This window comes from Blastococcus sp. SYSU DS0552 (assembly GCF_054050815.1).
In genome coordinates this window covers 13,484-34,048 of sequence record NZ_JBJHAB010000017.1, presented here as the reverse complement: position 1 = coordinate 34,048, position 20,565 = coordinate 13,484, and the positions used below count along the sequence as shown (strand labels likewise).

Below are 20,565 nucleotides of genomic sequence, written 5' to 3'. Positions count from 1 at the left end.
GACTGGCCGCTCCGCCGGCCCCCGGCCAGGATGTGTGGCGGACCACATCCCCGGGGAGAGGAGCTCCTTCGTGCTGCGCACCCTGTCGCGCCCGCTGGTGACCGGCGTCGAGAGGTACCTCCCGGGGGCCTTCGTCTTCGCCGTCGTCCTGACCGTGATCGTCGCCGTCCTCGCGCTGGTCTTCGGCGACATCGGTCCCGCCGAGCTGACCCGGGCGTGGGGCGACGGCCTCTCCGGCCTGCTGGCCTTCATGACGCAGGTGGCCCTCGTGCTCCTGCTCGGCTACACGCTGGCGCTCACGCGGCCGGTCAAGGCCGGGCTGACCCGCATCGCCGACGTCCCCAAGAGCCCCCGGGCGGCGTACGCCTTCGTGGCCCTCGTCTCGGCCCTCGCCTCGCTGATCAGCTTCGGGCTGGGGCTGGTGGTCGGCGGCGTCATCGCCCTCGAGGTCGGCCGGGCCGCCCGGCGTCGCGGCACGCGACTGCACTACCCGCTGCTGGTGGCCAGCGCCTACTCCGGCTTCGCCGTCTGGCACATGGGCTACAGCGCCACCGGCCCGCTGGCCGCGGCGACCCCGGGGAGCTTCGTCGAGGAGGCGATCGGCCGCACCATCCCGATCAGCGAGACGGTCTACTCGCCGTGGAACCTCATCGCGATCGTCGTCGCCGTCGCCGCGATCCTCGGCACGGTGGTGCTCCTGGCCCCCAAGGACAGGGACCGGGTCGTCCAGCTCCCCGAGCGGATGGGGACCGAGGAGCCCGACATCGAGCTGAAGACCCCGGGGACCCCGGCCGAGCGCCTGGAGGCCTCGCGGCTGGTCACCCTCGTCCCGGGTGTCGCCCTGCTCGTCTACCTCGGCGTCTACTTCGCGCAGGAGGGCTTCGACCTCACCCTCGACATCGTCAACTGGAGCTTCCTCGCGGCGATCCTGCTCATCGTGCGCAGCCCGGCGGAGCTGGCCGAGCTCGTCGGCGGAGCGGTGCGGACCGTCGGGGAGGTGCTGCTCCAGTACCCGCTCTACGCCGGGATCATCGGGATGATGACCGCCTCCGGGCTGGCGGCGCAGCTGAGCGGGTGGTTCACCGACATCGCCAGCCCCGGCAGCCTCGGGCTGATGGCCTTCCTCTCGGCCGGGCTGCTGAACCTGTTCGTGCCGAGCGGTGGCGGCCAGTTCGCCGTGCAGGCACCGATCTTCCTCGACGCCGCCGACTCCCTCGGCGTCGATCCGGCCGTCATCACCATGGCGATCGCCTACGGCGACCAGTGGACGAACATGATCCAGCCGTTCTGGGCACTGCCGCTGCTCGCGGTGGCCGGTCTCGGCGTCCGCGACATCTTCGGGTTCACCGCGATCACCTGCCTGATCACCGGCATCATCTTCGCCGGCACCCTGCTCGTGCTCGGCGGCGGCTGAGCGGCGCCGCCGAGCACGGCCGTCAGCGGAAGTGGCTCTTCGGGATGGCCCCGTGCACGCCGACGGTCCGGTCGACCACCTGGGAGACCTCGAAGTCGACCGCGGCGGACAGGTACGCGTAGGCGACGGCGCTGTCCATCCCGAGGTCGTTATGCAGGGGTCCAGCGCGTGCCACGAGGCGCTCGGCCGCCTCCCGCGGGTCGGGGGGCGTGCGAGGTGGTGGTCGACGTGCCCTCCCCGTGCGGACGGTGGGCGTCGGGGGAGTTCTACGGGCCGGTGTCGCGTCCGCGTGGCGCCGACGGCCCGTCGTCTTACGAGCTCGTTCTGCCCGTCGGGCGCTCCTGGACGGTGAAGGCGGCGCGCCGGAAGGCGGCGAACAGCGGCGGTGGCTGCGGGGAGGCCCACATCTGGTTGGTCAGCAGGACGGCCGTCGTGCCCGTGACCGGGTCGGTCCACCACGAACTGCCGAGGCCGCCGTCCCAGCCGTAGGCGCCGGCGTGCCGCCCACCCGGCTCGTCGGTGCGGCGGACGCCGATGCCCAGCCCCCACCCGCCGCCCTCGTCGTCCACCGGGCCGACCTGCTCGGTGGTCATGGTGCGGACGGCCGCCTCGCCCAGCACCCGCGTCCCGTCGGGGGCGCACCCCCGCGTCTCCAGCACCCGCGCGAAGGCGGCGAGGTCGCCGACCGTGGAGACCAGGCCGTCACCGCCGTCGGGGAACGCGGGCTCGGACGACCACTGGCCGTCCGCCGGGTCGTAGAGCTCCCGCACGCCATCGGGCCCCGGCGGCGTCCAGTGCGGCCCCAGCCGGTGGCGGGCCGCCGGCGGCACCCCGAAACCGGTGCTGCGCATGCCCGCCGGCCGGAGGATCCGCTCGTCCAGCACCGAGGGCAGCGCCCGTTCCGCGGCGCGTGACACGAGGACGCCGAGCACGCTGGCGCCCACGTGGTAGAGCCAGCGCCTGCCGGGCTGGTGGGCCAGCGGGACCGTGCCGAGCAGCCGCATCCACTCGTCCGGCTCCGGTGCGGCCCGGGGCGCCGGGGGTCCCACGGGCAGCCCCGCTGCGGCGAGCGCGGCCACCGTGGGGGACGGCCAGGGCGCGGTGAAGTCCAGGCCGAGCCCCAGCCGGAGGGTGAGGACGTCGCGGAGCGTGATCGGCCGCTCGGCCGGCACGGTCCCGGCGTCCGGGTCGGTGGGATCGACCAGGACCCGACGGGCGGCGAGCTCCGGGAGGAGTGCGTCGACGGGCTCGTCGAGGGCGAGGACGCCGTCGTCCACGAGCGCCATGGCCGCCGCGGCGACGACCGGCTTGGTCACGGAGGAGATGCGGAACACGGTGTCCGGGTGCACGGCGTCGCCGGTGCCGGGCGCGTGCACGCCCGCTGCGCCGCTGGAGACGGGTTCGCCGTGCCGGCCTACCCACCACGCGGCGCCCGGCACCTCCCCGGCGGCGACCGCCCCGGCCACCGCGTCCTCGATCCGGTCTGCGCGCTCTCTGCCACCGTCCACGGGGAGATGACCGGTCGCGCGGCCGCGACTCATCGCGTCAGGCGGTGTGCACCACGTGGAATGCCTCGGCGGCCCGGCCGGCGGGCAGGCCGAACCGCTGCGCCGTCTGCCGCATCCAGTCGGTGACGAAGCCGTCGAGGTCGTCCAGATGGCTCACCTGGGTGACGTGGCGCCGGAGCGCCGCCAGCTTCCGGCCGAGCACGTCGGTGACGTCGACGCAGTGGTCGGCGCGCGGGCTGGCGCCGAGCCACACCTCGGACACCGTCCACGCCTCCAGGCCCTCGTCGGTCAGCAGCTCGGGGAAGGCGAACGGGTTGCGGGCGTCGGGGTAGACCGCGCGCAGCGTCGACTCGCCCACGGTCATGTGGTCGGGGTGGCTCGCGCCGATCCGCTCCCAGAAGCGCTCCGGCGAGCTGGTCAGCACCCGCTGCGGGCGCACCTGCCGGATGACCCGGCTGATGTCCCGGCGCAGGTCGAGGCTGAGCTCCAGCCGGCCGTCCGGGTAGCCGAGGAAGCGGACGTCGGTGACGCCGACCTCCGCGGCCGCCGCGACCTGCTCGGCCCGGCGCAGCGGCCCCATCCGCTCCCGCGGCGTCTCGTCGAACCCGCCCGCGTCGCCGTCGGTGACGATCAGGTAGGTGACCTCCGTGCCGGCGGCGGTCCAGGTGGCGACCGTCCCGGCGCTGCCGAAGTCCACGTCGTCGGGGTGGGCGAGCACGCAGAGAGCGCGCTCGACGTGGTCGGCGGGCCGGGTCGGCAGCGGGGAGGTCACCCGGCGGAGCCTACGGAGAGCCCGCGGAGCTTGTCCGGGTTGCGCACGACCAGCAGCTGCTCGATCCGCCCGTCGGTGACGACCGGCGAGATGGCCAGCAGCGGCGTTCCACCCGCCCACGCAGCGATGCCCGCGGCGCCGTTGACGTCGACGACCTCGATCCGCAGGTCCGGCAGCGCCGCGCCCTGCGCGACGATCCCGAGCAGGAAGCGCGCCACCTTGTCCGCGCCGGTGACCGGCCGCAACGCCGCCTTCACCTTGCCGCCCCCGTCGCTCACCAGGACGACGTCCGGCGCGAGGGCGGCGAGCAGCGCCTCGACGTCCCCACCGGCGCAGGCCGCGAGGAACCGCTCGGTCACCTCCTGCTGCGACCGGCGGTCGGCGGCGAACCGGGGACGGCGTGCCCGCACGTGCTCGCGGGCGCGGTGGGCGGTCTGGCGGACCGCGGCCTCGGACCGGCCCAGCGCCGCCGCCACCTCGGCGACCGGCAGGCCGAAGACCTCGCGGAGCACGAAGACCGCGCGCTCGGCGGGGGAGAGGCTCTCCAGCACCACGAGCAGGGCGAGGCCGACCTGCTCGCCGAGTTCCGCGGATCCGGTCGGGTCGGTGGGTGCGGGCGCGGCCGCCACCGGGGCGGCGCCGGTGAGCAGCGGCTCGGGCAGCCACGGCCCCACGTAGCTCTCCCGGCGGGCCCGGGCCGAGCCCAGCCGGTCCAGCGCCAGCCGGGTGGTGATCCGCACCAGGTAGGCCCGCGCGTCGGCCACCTCGCCCCGGTCGGCCGCCGACCAGCGCAGCCAGGCGTCCTGCACGACGTCCTCGGCGTCGGCGACGCTGCCGATCATCTGGTAGGCCACCGAGAACAGCAGCCCCCGGTGCCGGTCGAACGGGGCGAGGGGCGCGGTCACGCGGGGAGCTCGCAGCGGTCCGAGAAGCCCTGGCTGGTGAGGCCCAGTGCGCTGTTGAACCGGGACCGCGAGTTCTCCACGGAGATCATCATCGTCAGCTCGACGAGCTCGGCGTCGTCGAGGTGGCGGCGCAGACCGGCGACCATCTCGTCGGTGACCTGCACCGGGGTCGTCGTCATCGCCTCCCCGTAGGCGAGCACCTGCCGCTCGAGGTCGGTGTAGACGTCGCTGTCGCGCCACCGCGGGACGTCCCGGAGCTTCGCCGGGTCGACGCCGTCCTGCGTGCTCACCCAGTAGCCGAAGTCCAGGCACCAGGAGCAGCCGATCGTCGCGGCCGACGACATGACCGCCAGCGCCTTGAGCGTGGGGTCCAGGCGGTTCCAGCGGGCCACCGACTGCTCGTGCCGGACGTAGGCGCGCAGCACGCGGCCGTGGTGCGCCATCGCCGCGCCAGGGTCCAGGACGACGCCGAAGCGGCGGCGGGAGTACCACTCGGCGAGGCGGACGAGCGGGGTGCGGGGCGGGTCGAGCGGGATGCGGGCCATGGTCGTTCCTCTCCACGGGGACGGGTGCCCATGGAGACGACGCAGCCGGCCGGGATGTGACACCGGGGCGCCGTCGACCGCGCCGCCGGCATCCCGCAGACTCGCCGTCGTGCCCGCCTTCACGCTGTCGGTCGCCCTCCGGTCCTCCGCCCCGCTGGACGACGCCAGGGTCGACGAGCTCCGGGCCGCCCTCGCCCCGGGCGACCCCGAGCTGCGGCTGTGGCGGGAACCCGACCGGGCGGTGCTGCGGGTGGCGACGGAGCGGGAGGCCGCGGACCTCGACGCCGCGCTGGTGCTGGGCATGCAGCTCGCCGACGAGGCGAACGAGGCCTGCCCGGGGCGGGTGTTCGAGGTCGCGGCGATGGGCGACGACGACTCGCAGGTCTGGCGCAGCGGCCCCTAGGCCCCCGTCGAGCCCCTCACCCCTCGCGCGCGAGGGGTGAGGAGGACGGCGGCCTCCTTGCAGGGGCCCGCGGCGGCCCCGTCCAGAGGCTCACCCTGAGCGTGCGAAGGGTGAGGGAGACGGCGGCCTCCTTGCAGGGGCCCGCGGCGAGCCTGCGAGCGGTGGGGGGGCAAGGAGGTCCTTCTAGAGCCGGCCGCGGCCCTGGCGCAGCAGCATCATGCCCAGGTCGGCGCCGCCGGGCCCCAGCGCCGAGCGGAACCGGGACAGGACCTGCTGCTCGCGGGAGAGCGAGAGACGGGTTCCGCCGGAGGCAGCGCGCAGCGCGCCGATCTCCTGGCTGATCCGCAGCCGGCGGCGGACGAGCTCGATGATCTCGGCGTCGCAGGCGTCGATCGCGCTGCGGAGCGCACCGATCCGCTCGGCCGGGTCGGCGGGAGCGGTCGGGCCGGCGGGGGAGGAGGCGGTGAGCGTGTTCATCGGATGTCCTTCGCGGTGGCTGGACCTGGACCCGGGAAAAGAAAAAACGCCCCGGGCTCCTCGGGCCCGGGGCGTCGATTGCGGCATGTGCTCAGCCAGCGGTGACGGACACCGGATCCCGGTGGCCGTAGGAAAAGCGGACCGTGGCGAACACGAGCGGGAGTGTGCCACAGCCGCGCGGCCGGAGGTAGACGCGGTCGCCCGGGGCGGGTGGTGCGGCTGGTCCCCGGGCCCGGCGGAACGGTCACCCGTCCGGCTTACAGTGGCGGTCTCATGAGCAGCAGCCTCCAGCAGTCCCTCCCCGGCACCGCCGCCCTGCAGCGCTCCGCTCCCGGCTCGCTCGGGCGGGAGCTGGACCGGATGCTGGCGGGGCTCAACGGCCCGCAGCGCGACGCCGTCGTCCACGAGGGCAGCCCGCTGCTCATCGTCGCCGGCGCCGGGTCGGGCAAGACCCGGGTGCTCACCCACCGGATCGCCTACCTGCTCGGCGCGCGCGGGGTGCAGCCGGGCGAGATCCTCGCGATCACCTTCACCAACAAGGCCGCCGGTGAGATGAAGGAGCGGGTCGCCGCACTGGTCGGACCGCGGGCGCGGTCGATGTGGGTGTCGACCTTCCACTCGATGTGCGTGCGCATCCTGCGGGCCGAGGCCGCCAAGCTCGGAATGAAGTCCTCGTTCACGATCTACGACCAGGGCGACTCCATCCGGCTGATGACGATGGTCGCGCGCGACCTGGACCTCGACGCGAAGCGCTATCCCGGCCGCAGCCTGGCCAACCAGGTGTCCAACCTGAAGAACGAGCTCGTCGACGAGGAGTCGTTCAGCCCCCAGACGGCGCCGGAGAAGGTGCTGAAGGAGGCGTACACGCTCTACCAGCGGCGGCTGCGCGAGGCGCACGCCATGGACTTCGACGACCTGATCATGACGACGGTCCACCTGCTGCAGGCGTTCCCCGACGTCGCCGAGCACTACCGCCGCCGGTTCCGGCACGTGCTGGTCGACGAGTACCAGGACACCAACCACGCCCAGTACATGCTCGTGCGCGAGCTGACCGGCACGGGCGAGGGGTCGGTGCCGCAGGCCGAGCTGTGCGTCGTCGGTGACGCCGACCAGTCGATCTACGCGTTCCGCGGCGCGACGATCCGCAACATCGACGAGTTCGAGCGCGACTACCCGCAGGCGACCACGATCCTGCTGGAGCAGAACTACCGCTCCACCCAGCGGATCCTCAAGGCCGCGAACACGGTCATCGCCAAGAACACCGGCCGCCGGCCGAAGAACCTGTGGACCGACTCCGGCGACGGCGAGTTGATCGAGGGCTACGTCGCCGACAACGAGCACGACGAGGCGGCGTGGGTCGCCGAGCAGATCGACGCCCTGGTCGACGAGGGCGCGTTCCAGCCGAAGGACATCGCGGTCTTCTACCGCACGAACAACGCCTCCCGCGTGTTCGAAGAGGTCTTCATCCGCGTCGGCATGCCGTACAAGGTCGTCGGCGGGGTCCGGTTCTACGAGCGCAAGGAGGTCCGCGACGCGCTGGCCTACCTGAAGCTGGTCGCCAACCCGGCCGACGTGGTCAGCCTGCGCCGCATCATCAACGTGCCCAAGCGGGGGATCGGCGACAAGGCCGAGTCCTGCATCGAGTCGTTCGCCGACCGGGAGCGGATCGCGTTCGGGTCGGCGCTGCGGCGCTGCGCCGAGGTGCCCGACCTGGCCACCCGCTCGCTCAAGGCGCTGCAGGAGTTCGTGGCGCTGCTCGAGGAGTTCGAGCAGCTCGTCGAGACCGGCTCGGGCCCGGCTGCGCTGCTGGAGAGCATCCTCGACCGCACCGGCTACCTCGCCGAACTGCAGGCCAGCACCGATCCGCAGGACGAGGGCCGCGTCGACAACCTCAACGAGCTCATCTCGGTCGCCGCGGAGTTCGAGGCCGCCAATCCGGGTGGCTCGGTCACCGACTTCCTGGAGCAGGTGTCGCTGGTCGCCGACGCCGACCAGATCCCGGTCTCGGGTGACGAGGCGGGCGTGGTCACGCTGATGACCCTGCACACCGCGAAGGGGCTGGAGTTCCCGGTCGTCTTCCTCACCGGCATGGAGGACGGCGTCTTCCCGCACCTGCGCGCGCTCGGTGACCCGCGGGAGCTGGAGGAGGAGCGCCGGCTGGCGTACGTGGGCATCACCCGGGCGCGCCAGCGGCTGTTCATCTCGCGGGCGACGGTGCGCACCAGCTGGGGGCAGCCGGCCTACAACCCGCCGTCCCGGTTCCTCGACGAGATCCCGGCCGAGACCATCCACTGGGAGCGCACCGACCCGGTGCCCGCCCCGTCGACCGGCTACAAGTCGGCGCAGACGCGGGTGGCCGCCACCGGCCTGTCCACCGGTGGTCTGCGCGGCGGGGCCGGCAACCGTCAGGTGATCAGCGTCGAGGTCGGCGACCGGGTCAGCCACGACGCCTTCGGGCTCGGCACGGTGGTGGAGGTGACCGGCGTGGGGGACAAGGCCCAGGCCACGGTCGACTTCGGTTCCGGCGGCACCAAGCGCCTCGTCCTCCGCTACGCCCCCCTCGTGAAGCTGTAGCCCGAGGAGTGGGGCCCGAAGGGTCCCCGACGAGGGCTAGAAGCCGCGGCACTGACAGGGGACGGCACGTGGCCGCGGTGTCGCCCCGGAGGGCGACGGATCAGGGAGCCGCGGTCGATCGGGCGGAGCCCGATCAATCAGACGCTCGCCCCGCGCTCGGCCAGCCAGGCCCGGGGGTCGATCGGTCGCCCGTCCATCCCGCCGCGGTGGATCTCGTAGTGCAGGTGCGGCCCGGTCGACTGGCCCTCGTTGCCGATCTTGGCGATCTGCTCCCCGGCGGTGACGATGTCGCCGGCGGAGACGCTGTAGTAGCGCATGTGCCCGTAGATGTGCACGTTGCCGTCGGCGTCCTGGATGTAGACGGCGTTGCCGTACCCCGAGGCGCGTCCGGCCCGCACGACGACGCCGTCGGTGGCGGCGACGATGGGCGTGCCGAGCGGCGCCGCCAGGTCCAGGCCGTAGTGCATGGTGCCCCAGCGGCGGCAGAAGCAGGTGGTGAGCGTGCCCTGCGTCGGGGCCACGATCTTGGGCTGCCGGGCGGCGCGGGAGGCGGCGAGCTCGCTCAGCCGCGCCTGGGCCTCGGCCTCGGTGATGCCGCGCCGGGCGTCGGCGCCCTCGAGGCCGCCGGCGAAGCTCACTTCGGTGCTGACCCCGAGGCCGTAGTCGGAAGCGGAGGCGGAGACGTCCGCGCGGTCCCCGGTCGCGGCCGGGACCCCGGCGAGGACGGCGCCGGCGACCAGGGCGGCGAGCCAGAGGGGGGCGCGACGGCCCGGCGGGTGCGGCAGCCGGCGGCGGACGCGTGGCTCGGCCGAGGTCGTGGGCTCGGCGGGCGGCGGCGTCGGGGCCGGCGCGCGCACGGGGCCCTCGACGGCGGCGCGCGGCCGGGGCACCACGGCGACGTCGGCGCGTGGTCCCTCCAGCACCTGTGCACTGCTGCGAGACACGGCGAACCTTCCCGGACTGCCTGGCCGGCGAGCGCTCGCTGAGCGTTCGTCGGGGGAGCGACGACGGCGAGGACACCGTCAGTGGCGTCCGCCGGCCGTACCGGCGCCGTGATCGGACCGTAACGATCCGTGAGTGGGCGACCAAGCACCGAACGTTGCGTGTCGCGATGTGTGCACGTCGTCTCGTCGACGGGCCGACTCGGCGCGCCTCCCCGGGGCCGGTCGGCTCAGGCGACCGCGGCCACCGGTGCGCCGTGCGCAGCGGGCTCGGCGACGCCGGCGAGGGTGGCGGCCACCTCGTCCAGGACGCCGCGGTGGATGGGCAGCGACATGTGCCCGACGCCCCGGAACAGCACGTTGCGGGCGCCGAGGTCGGGGTGGTCGCAGCGCCCCGAGTGCGTGGGCAGCACCACCTGGTCCAGGTCGCTGTACACGGCCGTGACGCGGGTCCGGCAGGCCGGCGCAGGGTGGTCCAGTTCCTGCAGCAGCGGCGAGCCGGGACGCAGTTGTCGCACCAGCGGCGTGGGCAGCACGTGGGCCAGGATCGAGCCCCGGTGCGGCGTGCCCAGGGTCACGAGCGTGTCGACCCGGCGGTCGCCACCCTGCCGCTGGACGTGGTAGCGGGCGATCAGCCCACCGAGGCTGTGTCCGACGACGTGCACCCGGTCGTAGCCGGTCTGCTCGCAGATCCGCTCGATGTGCTCGCCCAGGTCGGCGGCACCGCGCGTGACGTCGGTGAGGAAGGGGCTGTAGTTCCACGAGCAGACGGCGGCGAACCCGCGCCGGCGCAGGCTCCGCCGCATGACGGCGAAGACCGAGCGGTTGTCGATCAGCCCGTGCACGAGCAGCACCGGGGTGCGGGCCGCCAGCGGATCGGTGGCGAACAGGGCCCGCGCGGCGGGGGGCTGGGCATCGGTCCGCCGGCACGGGTCGGGGCGGAACTGCTCCATCCGGGTGCCCAGCGGGTACAGCAGGGCATGGGCACCGACCCAGGCCAGCTCGGTGAGGCCGCCGACGATCCCGGCGGGCGAGCAGAGCGCGCGCAGCCCTCGTGGCGTGGCGTCGGCGTCGTCCGCGGTGTGCCACTCTGGACCAGGGCCCAGCTCGCTCGATGGGCGCATGGCTGCCCTCCCGTTGGAGCCTCCGGCGGAGCACGGCTCGTGCCCGTCCCGCCGACCGGCGGTGCTCGGGTGTGTGTGCTCCGTTCACCGCACGGTAATGCGGGGGTGTGTCGGTCGTCACATGAACGTCACCGACGAGCCGCCGATCGAGTCCGGTTCGTGACATGCAGCAGAGGGGGAGACGTGTCCACCCGCGACGATCGCGCCCGGGCAGGCCGGACCAGGGGCGCCGCCCGCAGAGGGCCCGCAGGGGCGTCGGCGGCCACGCCGCCGGCGGCCGACGGGGATCGGGTGGTCGTCGGCACCGTGCCGCCCTCGGTGCCGGTCTGCGGACTGCTGCTCGTGCTCGCCGGCCTGGCCGGCGTGCTCGCCGCCGTGCCGACCTACCTCGTCGTCGGTGGAGAGGAGCTGCGCCAGGTGCGGGGGTTCGGCGGTGCGCTCGCAACCCTCCTCGTGCCCGCCGTCCACCTTGCGGTGGGGGTCACGCTGCTCCGCCGCGCCGTCCCGAAGTTCGGGCTGGCCTACGCCGCCGTGGCCGGTGCGCTGTCGGTGGGGGAGCTGCTCATCGAGATCTACCGGGGGAGCAGTTCGACGGCCCGACCCGGCGTGGAGGTGCTGGCGGGCGAGCGGGTGCTGACCAGCGGCGTCCAGATCGGCGCCGGCTGGGTGCTGGGCATCGTCGCGCTCGTCCTGACCGTGCTGGCCGGCGCCGTCGCCGTGGCGGCCTGGGGCCGGACCGTGATGGAGGACCGCGGCCCGCTGGAGCCGATCCGCTCCGTGCTGGCGGGGGCCGCGGTGCTGCTGGGGGTGGTGGCCGTCCTCTGCCTGGCGCTGCCGCCGGCCGATGTGCCCCAGGAGCTGCGCATCGACCCCGTGACCGGCATGCGGGTCGTCGTGACGCAGGAGGGGCCGCAGGCGCTGCTCGAGCGGCCGGGGCTCGCGCTGCTCGGTGGGCTGCTGCTGGCCGGTGCGCTGCTGCTCTGCGCGGTCGTCGCGCCGTCGCTGCGGCCCCGGCTGGGAGCGGTCGGGGGGCTGCTCGCCGTCGCCGTCACCGTGCTCGGTGCGGGGCTGGAGGGCCTGCGGGACGCCGTCTCGTCCGACGAACTGGTCTGGACCGTTCCCGGCATCGGGCTGCTCGTCGCGGGGCTGGGTCTGCTCGGCCTGACGGCGGGCGCCTGGCGGGTGCGGCGCACCGGGACGTGACCCGCGCCACTGCGCCGGCGCGAGAGCTCCTAAGCTGCCTGCCGTGGTGGACGAACGCATCCGGGTGGTCATCGCAAAACCAGGGCTCGACGGGCACGACCGCGGGGCCAAGGTCGTGGCGCGGGCACTGCGCGACGCCGGGATGGAGGTCGTCTACACCGGCCTGCACCAGACGCCCGAGCAGATCGTCGAGACGGTCGTGCAGGAGGACGCCGACGCCGTGGGCCTGTCCGTCCTCTCCGGCGCGCACATGACGCTCTTCGCCCGGCTCGCGGAGCTGCTCCGGGAACGCGGTGTCGACGACGTGGTCGTCTTCGGTGGCGGCATCATCCCGGAGGAGGACGTGCCCGAGCTCCAGCGGCTCGGCGTCACCGGCATCTTCACGCCCGGGGCCACGACGACCGAGATCGTGGAGTGGGTGCGCAGCCACGTGGGAGAGCCCGCAGGCGCCTGAGGGGCCTTCGGCGCTGTGACCAGCGCGAACGCGCGAGCAGCGTTGTGATGCAGACCACGTCCGACCCCCGTCCGGGCCGCCCGGGGCAGCGTTCCGGTGGCCAGCGGTCTACGGTGCCTTTCCGTGGATCTCTTCGAGTACCAGGCCCGTGACCTGTTGGCCTCGCACGGCGTCCCCGTGCTCCCCGGCGGCGTCGCCGAGACCCCCGAGCAGGCGGAGGCGATCGCCCGCGAGATCGGGCAGACCGTCGTCGTCAAGGCGCAGGTGAAGACCGGCGGCCGAGGCAAGGCCGGTGGCGTCAAGCTCGCCGACAACCCCGAGGACGCCAAGGCGCGCGCCCAGGACATCCTGGGGCTGGACATCAAGGGCCACATCACGCACCGCGTGATGGTGGCCCAGGCCAGCGACATCGCCGAGGAGTACTACTTCTCCTACCTGCTCGACCGCTCCAACCGCACCTTCCTGGCCATGGCCTCGAAGGAGGGCGGCGTGGAGATCGAGCAGCTGGCCGTCGAGCGCCCCGAGGCGCTGGCCCGCATCCCGATCGACGCCACGGTCGGCGTCGACAGCCAGAAGGCCGCCGAGATCGTCGACGCCGCCGGCTTCCCCGCCGAGGTGCGCGACCAGGTGATCGCCATCGCCGTCCAGCTGTGGGACACCTTCGCCAAGGAGGACGCCACGCTGGTCGAGGTCAACCCGCTCGCCAAGGCGCCCGACGGCACCGTCCTCGCCCTGGACGCGAAGGTCACCCTCGACGAGAACGCCGGCTTCCGGCACGCCGAGCACGCCGCGCTCGAGGACGCCGCCGCCGCCGACCCGCTCGAGGCCGCGGCGAAGGAGAAGGACCTCAACTACGTCAAGCTCGAGGGCGAGGTCGGGATCATCGGCAACGGTGCCGGCCTGGTCATGAGCACCCTGGACGTCGTCGCCTACGCCGGAGAGGAGTTCGGCGGGGTCAAGCCGGCCAACTTCCTGGACATCGGCGGTGGCGCCTCGGCCGAGGTCATGGCCAACGGCCTGGGGATCATCCTCTCCGACCCCGCCGTGAAGAGCGTCTTCGTCAACGTCTTCGGCGGGATCACCGCCTGCGACGCCGTCGCCAACGGCATCGTCGCCGCCCTGCAGCAGCTGGGCGACCAGGCCACCAAGCCGCTGGTGGTCCGCCTCGACGGCAACAACGTGGAAGAGGGTCGGCGGATCCTCGCCGAGGCCAACCACCCGCTCGTGACCGTGGTCGACACGATGGACGGCGCCGCGCGCCGGGCCGCCGAGCTCGCCGCCGCCTGAAGCCCTAGCGAACAGGACCTGTAGAGATGTCGATCTTCCTCAACGAGAACAGCAAGGTCATCGTCCAGGGCATGACCGGCTCCGAGGGCATGAAGCACACCTCGCGCATGCTCGCCTCCGGCACCGCGATCGTCGGGGGCGTGAACCCCCGCAAGGCCGGTACCAACGTCGACTTCGACGGCAGCAGCGTGCCGGTGTTCGGCTCGGTCGCCGACGCCATGAAGGAGACCGGCGCCGACGTCAGCGTCATCTTCGTGCCGCCGCCGTTCGCCAAGGGCGCCGTCATCGAGGCCGTGGACGCCCAGATCGGGCTCGCCGTGGTCATCACCGAGGGAATCCCGGTGCACGACTCGACCTACTTCTGGGCGCACGCCCAGGGCGGCTCGACGCGCATCATCGGCCCGAACTGCCCCGGGCTGATCAGCCCCGGGCGCAGCAACGCCGGCATCATCCCGGCCAACATCACCAAGCAGGGCAAGATCGGCCTGGTGTCGAAGTCGGGCACGCTCACCTACCAGATGATGTACGAGCTGCGTGACATCGGTTTCTCCACCGCGATCGGCATCGGTGGCGACCCGGTCATCGGAACCACGCACATCGACGCCCTCCAGGCCTTCCAGGACGACCCGGAGACCGAGGCGATCGTGATGATCGGCGAGATCGGCGGCGACGCCGAGGAGCGGGCCGCCGACTTCGTCAAGGCCAACGTCACCAAGCCGGTCGTCGGGTACGTCGCCGGCTTCACCGCGCCCGAGGGGAAGACCATGGGCCACGCCGGCGCCATCGTGTCCGGCTCGGCCGGTACCGCCCAGGCCAAGAAGGAGGCCCTCGAGGCCGCCGGTGTGCGCGTGGGCAAGACGCCGTCGGAGACGGCGCAGCTCATGCGGGAGATCGTCGGCTCCTGACCTCCCACGCCGCCACGCTGCCCGGTGACCGCTCTGGTCACCGGGCAGTGGTGCGTCCGGAGGGCGCCGGGTGGGTGGCAGCATGTCGTTGCGCGGGCCGCGTCCCGACCGCCACGATCGATGAGCACCTGATCCGTCCGGAGGAGATCCAGTGACCGCGAGCCAGCCCCCGCAGCCGCCCGAGGGCGGCCGACCTCCTGCGGGTGGCCAGTCACCCGAGGGGCTGGGTGAGGAGGCTCCGCGGACCGCGGAGGCCGGGGCGCAGGGAGGGGACCCGGGGCCGTACCAGCAGCCGCAGGGTGGGCAGGCCCACGAACAGCCCGCCTACGGCCAGTTCCCGTACGGGCAGCAGCGATACGGCCAGCAGCAGTACGGGCAGCCCCCGTACGGGCAGCCCCCGTACGGGCAGCCCGCCTACGGCCAGCAGTACGGGCAGCCCCCCTACGGGCAGCCCCCGTACGGCCAGCAGCAGTACGGGCAACCCCCCTACGGGCAGCCGGCCTACGGCCAGCAGTACGGGCAGCCCACGTACGGGCAGCCCCCGTACGGCCAGCCGCCGTACGGTGCGCCCCAGCAGCCCTACGGCCAGCCGGTCCACGGGGCTCCCGGCTACGGACCCCCGTTCGCCGGTCCCGGGTACCCGGGCGGCCGGCGACCGGGCGGCGCCGAGTTCTCCTTCGACCCCAAGCGGCTGGCCTGGACCGACTACGCCGTCGCGGGCGGGACGCTGCTGTACCTGCTCGTCGCCTTCCTGCCCTGGTGGCGGTTCGGCGACGCGACCTTCGGCGTGACGTTCAGCGGGCTGGAGGACGGCATGGTCCGCGCCGCCTTCGTGCTCCTGCTGCTGGCGACGACGTGGGCGGTCCTGCCGGCCTTCGTCCGGACGACGCTGAGCTTCCCGCGCTCCGCGGTGACCGCCGGCCTGGCCGGCCTCGGCCTGGTCCTCACCCTGTTCTCGTGGTTGGACACCCTGCGGTACGCCTTCTCGTTCTGGGCGCTGCTGGGCTTCCTGACCGCGGCCGCCGTCACCGCGCTCGCGGTGGTGGCGCTGCGGAGGGAGCTGCGCGAACGACCGGCGCGGCCGGCCACCTCGCACCCCGGCGGGCAGTGGGCCGGCCCGGGGGGCGGGCAGCCGTACCCCTACGCGCCGTACGGGCCGGGGCCGTATCCCTACCCGGGGCAGCAGGCCCCGCCCCCGTGGCCGCCGCATCCCGGCGCGGAGCAGGGTCCGGCCCCCGGACCCGCCGGCGGGCCCGGGGGGTCGACCGCCTCCGGCGAGCCCCCGGGCACTACGCAGAGCGAGCGCCCCGGCACGGACACCTGATCGGCGTTCCGGCGCGCCCCTTCCGGGACGGCCGGCTCCGGCGCGTGCGGCGGACATCCGCCGCGCTGGCTTGCGAGAGTGGAGGGGTGGTCGCCCTGCTCGCACGCCTGCCCTTCCGGCGGGACGACGGGTCGACCACGCGACCCGCGCCGCCGGCCTTCCTGGCGGCCCTCGCCGCGGCCGCCGTCACGGTCGCGGGGGTGGCCGGCCTCTGGCTGGCGCTGGTGGTCGTGCAGGCGCTGGACCCGGCCGGTGGCATGTCGGCGGGCGGATCGGCGTCCCTCGCCACCCGGCTGTGGCTGCTCGCGCACGGCGCCGAGCTCCGGCCGGCCTCCGGCGCGCTGGCGCTGGCGCCCTTGCTGCTGACCCTGCTGGCGGCCCGGGGTCTCTGGTGGGCCGGGCGGGTGGCCGTCCGGGTCCTGGACGACGACGCGTCGGCGCCGACGGTGGCCGGCGCGGCGTCCCTGGTCGTGCTCGTGCACCTCGCGGTCACCTGGCTGCTGGCGATGGTCGTGGACGACGCGACGGCGGGCATCGGCTGGCCGCGCACGCTGGCGGTCCCCGCCGGCCTGACCCTGGTCGCCGTCGGGTGGGGCGCGGGGCGGGAGTCCGGGCTGCTCGACGCCGGGCTGGACCGGTTGCCGGGTGTCGTCCGCCCGGTCCTCCGCGGAGTGCTCGCCGGGCTGCTCACCGCGATCGCCCTGTCCCTCGTGGTCGTCGCCGTGGCGCTGGCCAGCGACGCGGGCGGCTACGCGGCTCTGTCGCGCGCCCTCGGCGGGGCGGGTGCGGGCGCCGTCGGGCTGCTGGGGCTGAGCGCGCTCTACCTGCCGAACGCGGGGATCGCCGTCCTCGGGCTGGCGGCCGGCCCCGGCTTCTCCGTGGGCACCGGCACGCTCGTGTCGGTGCACGGCGTCACGCTGGGCAGCGTGCCCGCCCTCCCGTTGCTCGCGGCGCTGCCCGACACGCAGGCGGTCCCGCTGGTCGCCTTCGTGTCCCAGGCGATCCCCGTCGTCGCGGGCCTGGTGGCCGGCAGCACCCTGGGCCGCTGGTTCACCGACCGGGACGGCGGCTCGGTGGTCGCCGGACTCGCCGGGCTGCTGGCCGGCTCCCTGCTCGGGCTGCTCACCGGGGTGCTCGCCTGGGCGGCGGGCGGCGCCCTCGGGAACGGCGCACTCGCGGTGGTCGGCGCCCCGCCCGTGGCCACCGGCATCGCGATGGCCGCGCAGGCCGGGATCGCCGCGGCGCTCGCCGGCGCGGTGACCCGCTGGCGGGCGCTGGGCTGAAGCGGCCCCGTCGAGAGGCTCGCGCCGAGGCTGCGAGGCGTGAGGACGACGGGGTCCTTATAGGGTCGACGCCGTGCCCGCCGACGAGCCTCCTGCCCGGGCACGGGTCGTCGTCCTGCTGTCCGGCACCGGGTCGCTGTGCGCCGCCCTGCTGGACGCCACCGACGACCCGGCCTACCCGGCCGCCGTGATTGCGGTCGGCGCCGACCGCGACGCCCCCGGTCTGGAGCACGCCCGCCGGCGCGGGCTGCCCACGTTCGTCTGCGCGCTCGGCGACCATCCCGACCGCGCCGCCTGGGACCGCGCGCTGGCCGACCGGATCGCCGGGTTCGCGCCCGACCTGGTCGTGTCGGCCGGGTTCATGAAGATCGTCGGCCCAGCCGTGCTCGCCGGGTTCGAGGGCCGGCTGATCAACACCCATCCGGCGCTGCTGCCGGCCTTCCCCGGCGCCCACGCGGTGCGCGACGCCCTGGCGGCAGGGGTGGCCACGACGGGGTCGACCGTGCACCTGGTCGACGCCGGCGTCGACACCGGGCCGGTGCTGGCCCAGCGCGCGGTGCCGGTGCTGCCCGGGGACGACGAGGCGACGCTGCACGAACGCATCAAGCACGTGGAGCGAGAGCTCCTGGTGGAGACGGTGGCGGAGTTCGTCACGCCACAGACCAGCCCGAGCCAGACGAGGAAGAGCCCCAGATGAGCGACCGCACCCCGATCCGCCGTGCCCTGCTGGGCGTCTACGACAAGACCGGTGTCGAGGAGCTGGCCCGTGGGCTGGCCGCCGCCGGCGTGGAGCTGGTGAGCACCGGTGCGACCGCGCGGCGGATCGCCGACGCCGGCGTGCCGGTCACCCCCGTCGAGCAGGTCACCGGCTTCCCCGAGTGCCTCGACGGCCGGGTCAAGACGTTGCACCCCGCCGTGCACGCCGGGATCCTCGCCGACCGGCGCAGGCCCGAGCACGTCGCGCAGCTGGAGGAGCTCGGCGTCGCGGCGTTCGACCTCGTCGTCGTGAACCTCTACCCGTTCACCGAGACCGTCGCCTCGGGCGCCGCCCCGGACGAGTGCGTCGAGCAGATCGACATCGGCGGCCCGGCGATGGTGCGCGCCGCGGCCAAGAACCACCCGTCGGTGGCCGTCGTCGTCGACCCGGCGCGCTACGCCGACGTGCTCGCCGCGGTGTCCGCCGGCGGCTTCACCCTGGCCGAGCGGCAGCGGCTCGCCGCCGCCGCGTTCCGGCACACCGCCTCCTACGACGTCGCCGTCGCCTCGTGGATGGGCAGCGTGCTCGCCCCGGACGACGAGACGGGCTTCCCGGCGTGGGTCGGCGGGAACTGGGAGCGCGCCGACGTGCTCCGCTACGGCGAGAACCCGCACCAGGCCGCCGCGCTCTACCGCTCCGACCGGCCGGGGCTGGCGCACGCCGAGCAGCTGCACGGCAAGCAGATGTCGTACAACAACTACGTCGACACCGACGCCGCCTGGCGGGCCGCCCACGACCACGACGAGCCGTGCGTGGCGATCATCAAGCACGCCAACCCCTGCGGCATCGCCGTCGGCGCCGACATCGCCGCCGCGCACCGCAAGGCGCACGCCTGCGACCCGGTGTCGGCCTTCGGCGGGGTCATCGCGGCCAACCGCGAGGTCGACCTCACGATGGCCGAGCAGGTGGCCGAGGTGTTCACCGAGGTGGTCGTCGCGCCCTCCTTCACCGACGACGCCGTCGCGGTGCTGACGGGGAAGAAGAACATCCGGCTGCTGCGGCTGCCGCACCTGCCCGAGACCGGCGTGGAGTCGCGCCCGATCAGCGGCGGGCTGCTGCTGCAGACGCGGGACCGCGTCGACGCCACCGGCGACGACCCGACCACCTGGACGCTGGCGACCGGCGAGCCGCTGGACGCCGCGGGCCTCGACGACCTCGTGTTCGCCTGGCGGGCGGTGCGCGCGGTGAAGAGCAACGCCATCCTGCTGGCCCACGACCGGGCCACCGTCGGCGTGGGCATGGGCCAGGTCAACCGGGTCGACTCGGCGCGCCTCGCGGTCGCCCGGGCGGGGGAGCGGGCCACCGGCGCGGTCGCCGCCTCCGACGCGTTCTTCCCGTTCGCCGACGGGTTGCAGGTGCTGCTGGACGCCGGCGTGCGGGCCGTCGTCCAGCCCGGTGGGTCGGTGCGCGACGAGGAGGTCGTCGCGGCCGCCGCGGCCGCGGGCGTGCCCCTCTACCTGACCGGCACCCGGCACTTCGCGCACTGATGCGTCACTCCGCCCGCCCGCACGTCCGGCCGCCGGAGGCAGGTGCGCACGTCGAGGAGGAGGACTTCGCGCGCGTCGACTGGTGGGGGGTCGAGCTCGACGGCGTCACGTTCACCCGGTGCCGGTTCGACGACGCGGGCCTCGAGGAGCTGGTCACGCGCCGGTGCGTCTTCGAGGAGTGCGTCCTGACCGGGGTCCGCATGGGCGGCTCGCGGCACCTGGGGACGGCCTTCCTCTCCTGCCGGTTCGACCGGGCACGGCTGTTCGACGCGACGTTCGACGGCTGCAAGCTCACCGGTTCCCAGTTCCTCGGAGCCCAGCTGCGGCCGCTGGTGGCGACCGACTGCGACTGGTCGTGGACCTCGCTGCGCGGGGTCGACCTGTCGGCGCTCGAGCTGTCCAGCCAGCGCTTCCGGGAGGCCGACCTCACCGACGCCGACCTGCGCGGCACCGATCTCAGCCGCGCCGACCTGGACCGGGCGCGGCTGCAGAACGCGAAGCTGCGCGGCGCCGACCTGCGGGGCGCCTCCACCGACGAGGTGAACTGGCGTTCCTTCGAGCTGACCGACGTGCGGCTCGACGCCGTCCAGGCGGTGCAGTTCGCCCGCGCCCACGGCGCCCGCGTCGAGACCTGAGCGCTACCTCGACGGGTACCGGGGCCCGGTCAGCACCGCCTTGAGCGAGCCGAGCAGGCCCAGGACGGCGACGGCGATCCCGCACCAGAAGCCCGGGCCGAAGGAGCCGACGTCCCAGCCGGCGTCGGCCAGCGGGACGAGCACGGCGGCCGTGACAACGCCGCTGACCAGCAACGCCACCGCGCCGACGAACCGGTGGCTGCGGGCCGGCAGCCACAGGGCGATGCCCAGGAGGAGCAGCAGGCCGCCGCCGAGCACGATGGCCAGGGGCTGCCAGCTGCCGTCGTCGAAGATCCCCCCGAGGTCGTCGAACGCATCGCGCACCAGCGCCCAGCCGCTGGCGTCGCGGTCGCGCAGCCAGTCCAGCGGCAGGCTGATGGCGGCGGCGATCCCGGCGAGGATCAGCAGCAGCCCCCCCAGGCTCTCCGGCCCGCGGAACGCCACGGGGCGGTCCGAGTACGCCGGCGTGGTGGCCGGTCCGGCCCCCGACGACGCGGACGCGCCGGTGGGGGTCTGGTAGCGCTCGGTCATCGGACTCCTCCGCAGGTCGCCGGGGCACCGACGCCC

At 74.4% G+C, this 20,565-nt stretch carries 20 protein-coding genes; 12 read left to right on the top strand and 8 right to left on the bottom strand.

Going from position 1 to position 20,565, the window contains the following annotated elements; translation table 11 throughout:
* Positions 1-70: 70 nt before the first annotated feature.
* Entirely contained in the window at positions 71-1,414 is a 1,344-nt protein-coding gene (locus tag ACI8AG_RS16230) for a short-chain fatty acid transporter (protein ID WP_456597855.1), read from the top strand.
* Positions 1,415-1,725: 311 nt separating this feature from the next.
* On the opposite strand, the gene ACI8AG_RS16225 is transcribed toward ACI8AG_RS16230, so the two are convergent.
* Genes ACI8AG_RS16225 through ACI8AG_RS16210 form a run of 4 tightly spaced genes read right to left on the bottom strand, consistent with a single transcriptional unit; the run spans position 1,726 to position 5,144 of the window.
* Positions 1,726-2,922 (bottom strand): serine hydrolase domain-containing protein, encoded by a 1,197-nt coding sequence (locus tag ACI8AG_RS16225; RefSeq protein WP_456597854.1) that lies wholly within the window; start codon positions 2,920-2,922, stop codon positions 1,726-1,728.
* A gap of 37 nt (positions 2,923-2,959) precedes the next feature.
* Positions 2,960-3,694 (bottom strand): PIG-L deacetylase family protein, encoded by a 735-nt coding sequence (locus ACI8AG_RS16220; RefSeq protein ID WP_456597853.1) that lies wholly within the window; start codon positions 3,692-3,694, stop codon positions 2,960-2,962.
* Entirely contained in the window at positions 3,691-4,599 is a 909-nt protein-coding gene (locus ACI8AG_RS16215; protein WP_456597852.1) for an RNA polymerase sigma-70 factor, read from the bottom strand. Before ACI8AG_RS16215 ends, ACI8AG_RS16220 begins: the two co-directional genes overlap by 4 nt.
* Positions 4,596-5,144, bottom strand: a complete 549-nt coding sequence (locus tag ACI8AG_RS16210) for a carboxymuconolactone decarboxylase family protein (protein ID WP_456597851.1) — start codon at positions 5,142-5,144, stop codon at positions 4,596-4,598. The genes ACI8AG_RS16215 and ACI8AG_RS16210 overlap by 4 nt, the downstream gene beginning before the upstream one ends.
* Before the next feature lie 109 nt (positions 5,145-5,253).
* On the opposite strand from ACI8AG_RS16210, the gene ACI8AG_RS16205 reads away from it, so the two are divergent.
* Positions 5,254-5,547, top strand: a complete 294-nt coding sequence (locus tag ACI8AG_RS16205; protein ID WP_456590390.1) for a hypothetical protein — start codon at positions 5,254-5,256, stop codon at positions 5,545-5,547.
* Between the two features lie 183 nt (positions 5,548-5,730).
* Here the strand turns inward: ACI8AG_RS16205 and ACI8AG_RS16200 are convergent, their stop codons facing one another.
* The gene (locus tag ACI8AG_RS16200; RefSeq protein WP_456590389.1) at positions 5,731-6,024 is read right to left on the bottom strand and encodes a chorismate mutase; all 294 of its coding nucleotides are present in this window, start codon (positions 6,022-6,024) and stop codon (positions 5,731-5,733) included.
* Positions 6,025-6,297: 273 nt separating this feature from the next.
* On the opposite strand from ACI8AG_RS16200, the gene pcrA reads away from it, so the two are divergent.
* Complete coding sequence (pcrA, locus tag ACI8AG_RS16195) at positions 6,298-8,598, top strand: DNA helicase PcrA (RefSeq protein ID WP_456597850.1); 2,301 nt, start codon at positions 6,298-6,300, stop codon at positions 8,596-8,598.
* Positions 8,599-8,735: 137 nt separating this feature from the next.
* On the opposite strand, the gene ACI8AG_RS16190 is transcribed toward pcrA, so the two are convergent.
* Together ACI8AG_RS16190 and ACI8AG_RS16185 are read right to left on the bottom strand one after the other, a co-directional pair.
* Entirely contained in the window at positions 8,736-9,542 is an 807-nt protein-coding gene (locus tag ACI8AG_RS16190) for a M23 family metallopeptidase (RefSeq protein ID WP_456597849.1), read from the bottom strand.
* Between the two features lie 227 nt (positions 9,543-9,769).
* Entirely contained in the window at positions 9,770-10,663 is an 894-nt protein-coding gene (locus tag ACI8AG_RS16185) for an esterase/lipase family protein (RefSeq protein ID WP_456597848.1), read from the bottom strand.
* Positions 10,664-10,954: 291 nt separating this feature from the next.
* Between ACI8AG_RS16185 and ACI8AG_RS16180 the strand changes: the two genes are divergently transcribed.
* From ACI8AG_RS16180 to ACI8AG_RS16140, 9 genes are all read left to right on the top strand, one after another.
* Positions 10,955-11,866: a hypothetical protein gene (locus ACI8AG_RS16180; RefSeq protein ID WP_456597847.1), complete on the top strand. Its 912-nt coding sequence runs from the start codon at positions 10,955-10,957 to the stop codon at positions 11,864-11,866.
* Positions 11,867-11,909: 43 nt separating this feature from the next.
* Entirely contained in the window at positions 11,910-12,320 is a 411-nt protein-coding gene (locus ACI8AG_RS16175) for a cobalamin B12-binding domain-containing protein (protein ID WP_456597846.1), read from the top strand.
* A 123-nt stretch (positions 12,321-12,443) separates the two neighbouring features.
* Complete coding sequence (gene sucC, locus ACI8AG_RS16170; RefSeq protein WP_456590383.1) at positions 12,444-13,607, top strand: ADP-forming succinate--CoA ligase subunit beta; 1,164 nt, start codon at positions 12,444-12,446, stop codon at positions 13,605-13,607.
* A gap of 26 nt (positions 13,608-13,633) precedes the next feature.
* Positions 13,634-14,512 carry a succinate--CoA ligase subunit alpha gene (gene sucD / locus ACI8AG_RS16165; protein ID WP_456590382.1) on the top strand — a complete coding sequence of 293 codons (879 nt, stop codon included), beginning with the start codon at positions 13,634-13,636 and terminating at the stop codon, positions 14,510-14,512.
* Positions 14,513-14,663: 151 nt separating this feature from the next.
* Positions 14,664-15,836, top strand: a complete 1,173-nt coding sequence (locus tag ACI8AG_RS16160) for a hypothetical protein (protein WP_456597845.1) — start codon at positions 14,664-14,666, stop codon at positions 15,834-15,836.
* An 86-nt stretch (positions 15,837-15,922) separates the two neighbouring features.
* Positions 15,923-17,119, top strand: a complete 1,197-nt coding sequence (locus tag ACI8AG_RS16155; protein WP_456597844.1) for a cell division protein PerM — start codon at positions 15,923-15,925, stop codon at positions 17,117-17,119.
* A gap of 73 nt (positions 17,120-17,192) precedes the next feature.
* Entirely contained in the window at positions 17,193-17,816 is a 624-nt protein-coding gene (purN, locus tag ACI8AG_RS16150) for a phosphoribosylglycinamide formyltransferase (RefSeq protein WP_456597843.1), read from the top strand.
* Positions 17,813-19,363 (top strand): bifunctional phosphoribosylaminoimidazolecarboxamide formyltransferase/IMP cyclohydrolase, encoded by a 1,551-nt coding sequence (purH, locus tag ACI8AG_RS16145; RefSeq protein ID WP_456597842.1) that lies wholly within the window; start codon positions 17,813-17,815, stop codon positions 19,361-19,363. Before purN ends, purH begins: the two co-directional genes overlap by 4 nt.
* Positions 19,363-19,998 carry a pentapeptide repeat-containing protein gene (locus ACI8AG_RS16140; RefSeq protein WP_456597841.1) on the top strand — a complete coding sequence of 212 codons (636 nt, stop codon included), beginning with the start codon at positions 19,363-19,365 and terminating at the stop codon, positions 19,996-19,998. The genes purH and ACI8AG_RS16140 overlap by 1 nt, the downstream gene beginning before the upstream one ends.
* Before the next feature lie 3 nt (positions 19,999-20,001).
* On the opposite strand, the gene ACI8AG_RS16135 is transcribed toward ACI8AG_RS16140, so the two are convergent.
* Positions 20,002-20,529 (bottom strand): hypothetical protein, encoded by a 528-nt coding sequence (locus tag ACI8AG_RS16135; protein ID WP_456590683.1) that lies wholly within the window; start codon positions 20,527-20,529, stop codon positions 20,002-20,004.
* Positions 20,530-20,565 lie beyond the last annotated feature (36 nt).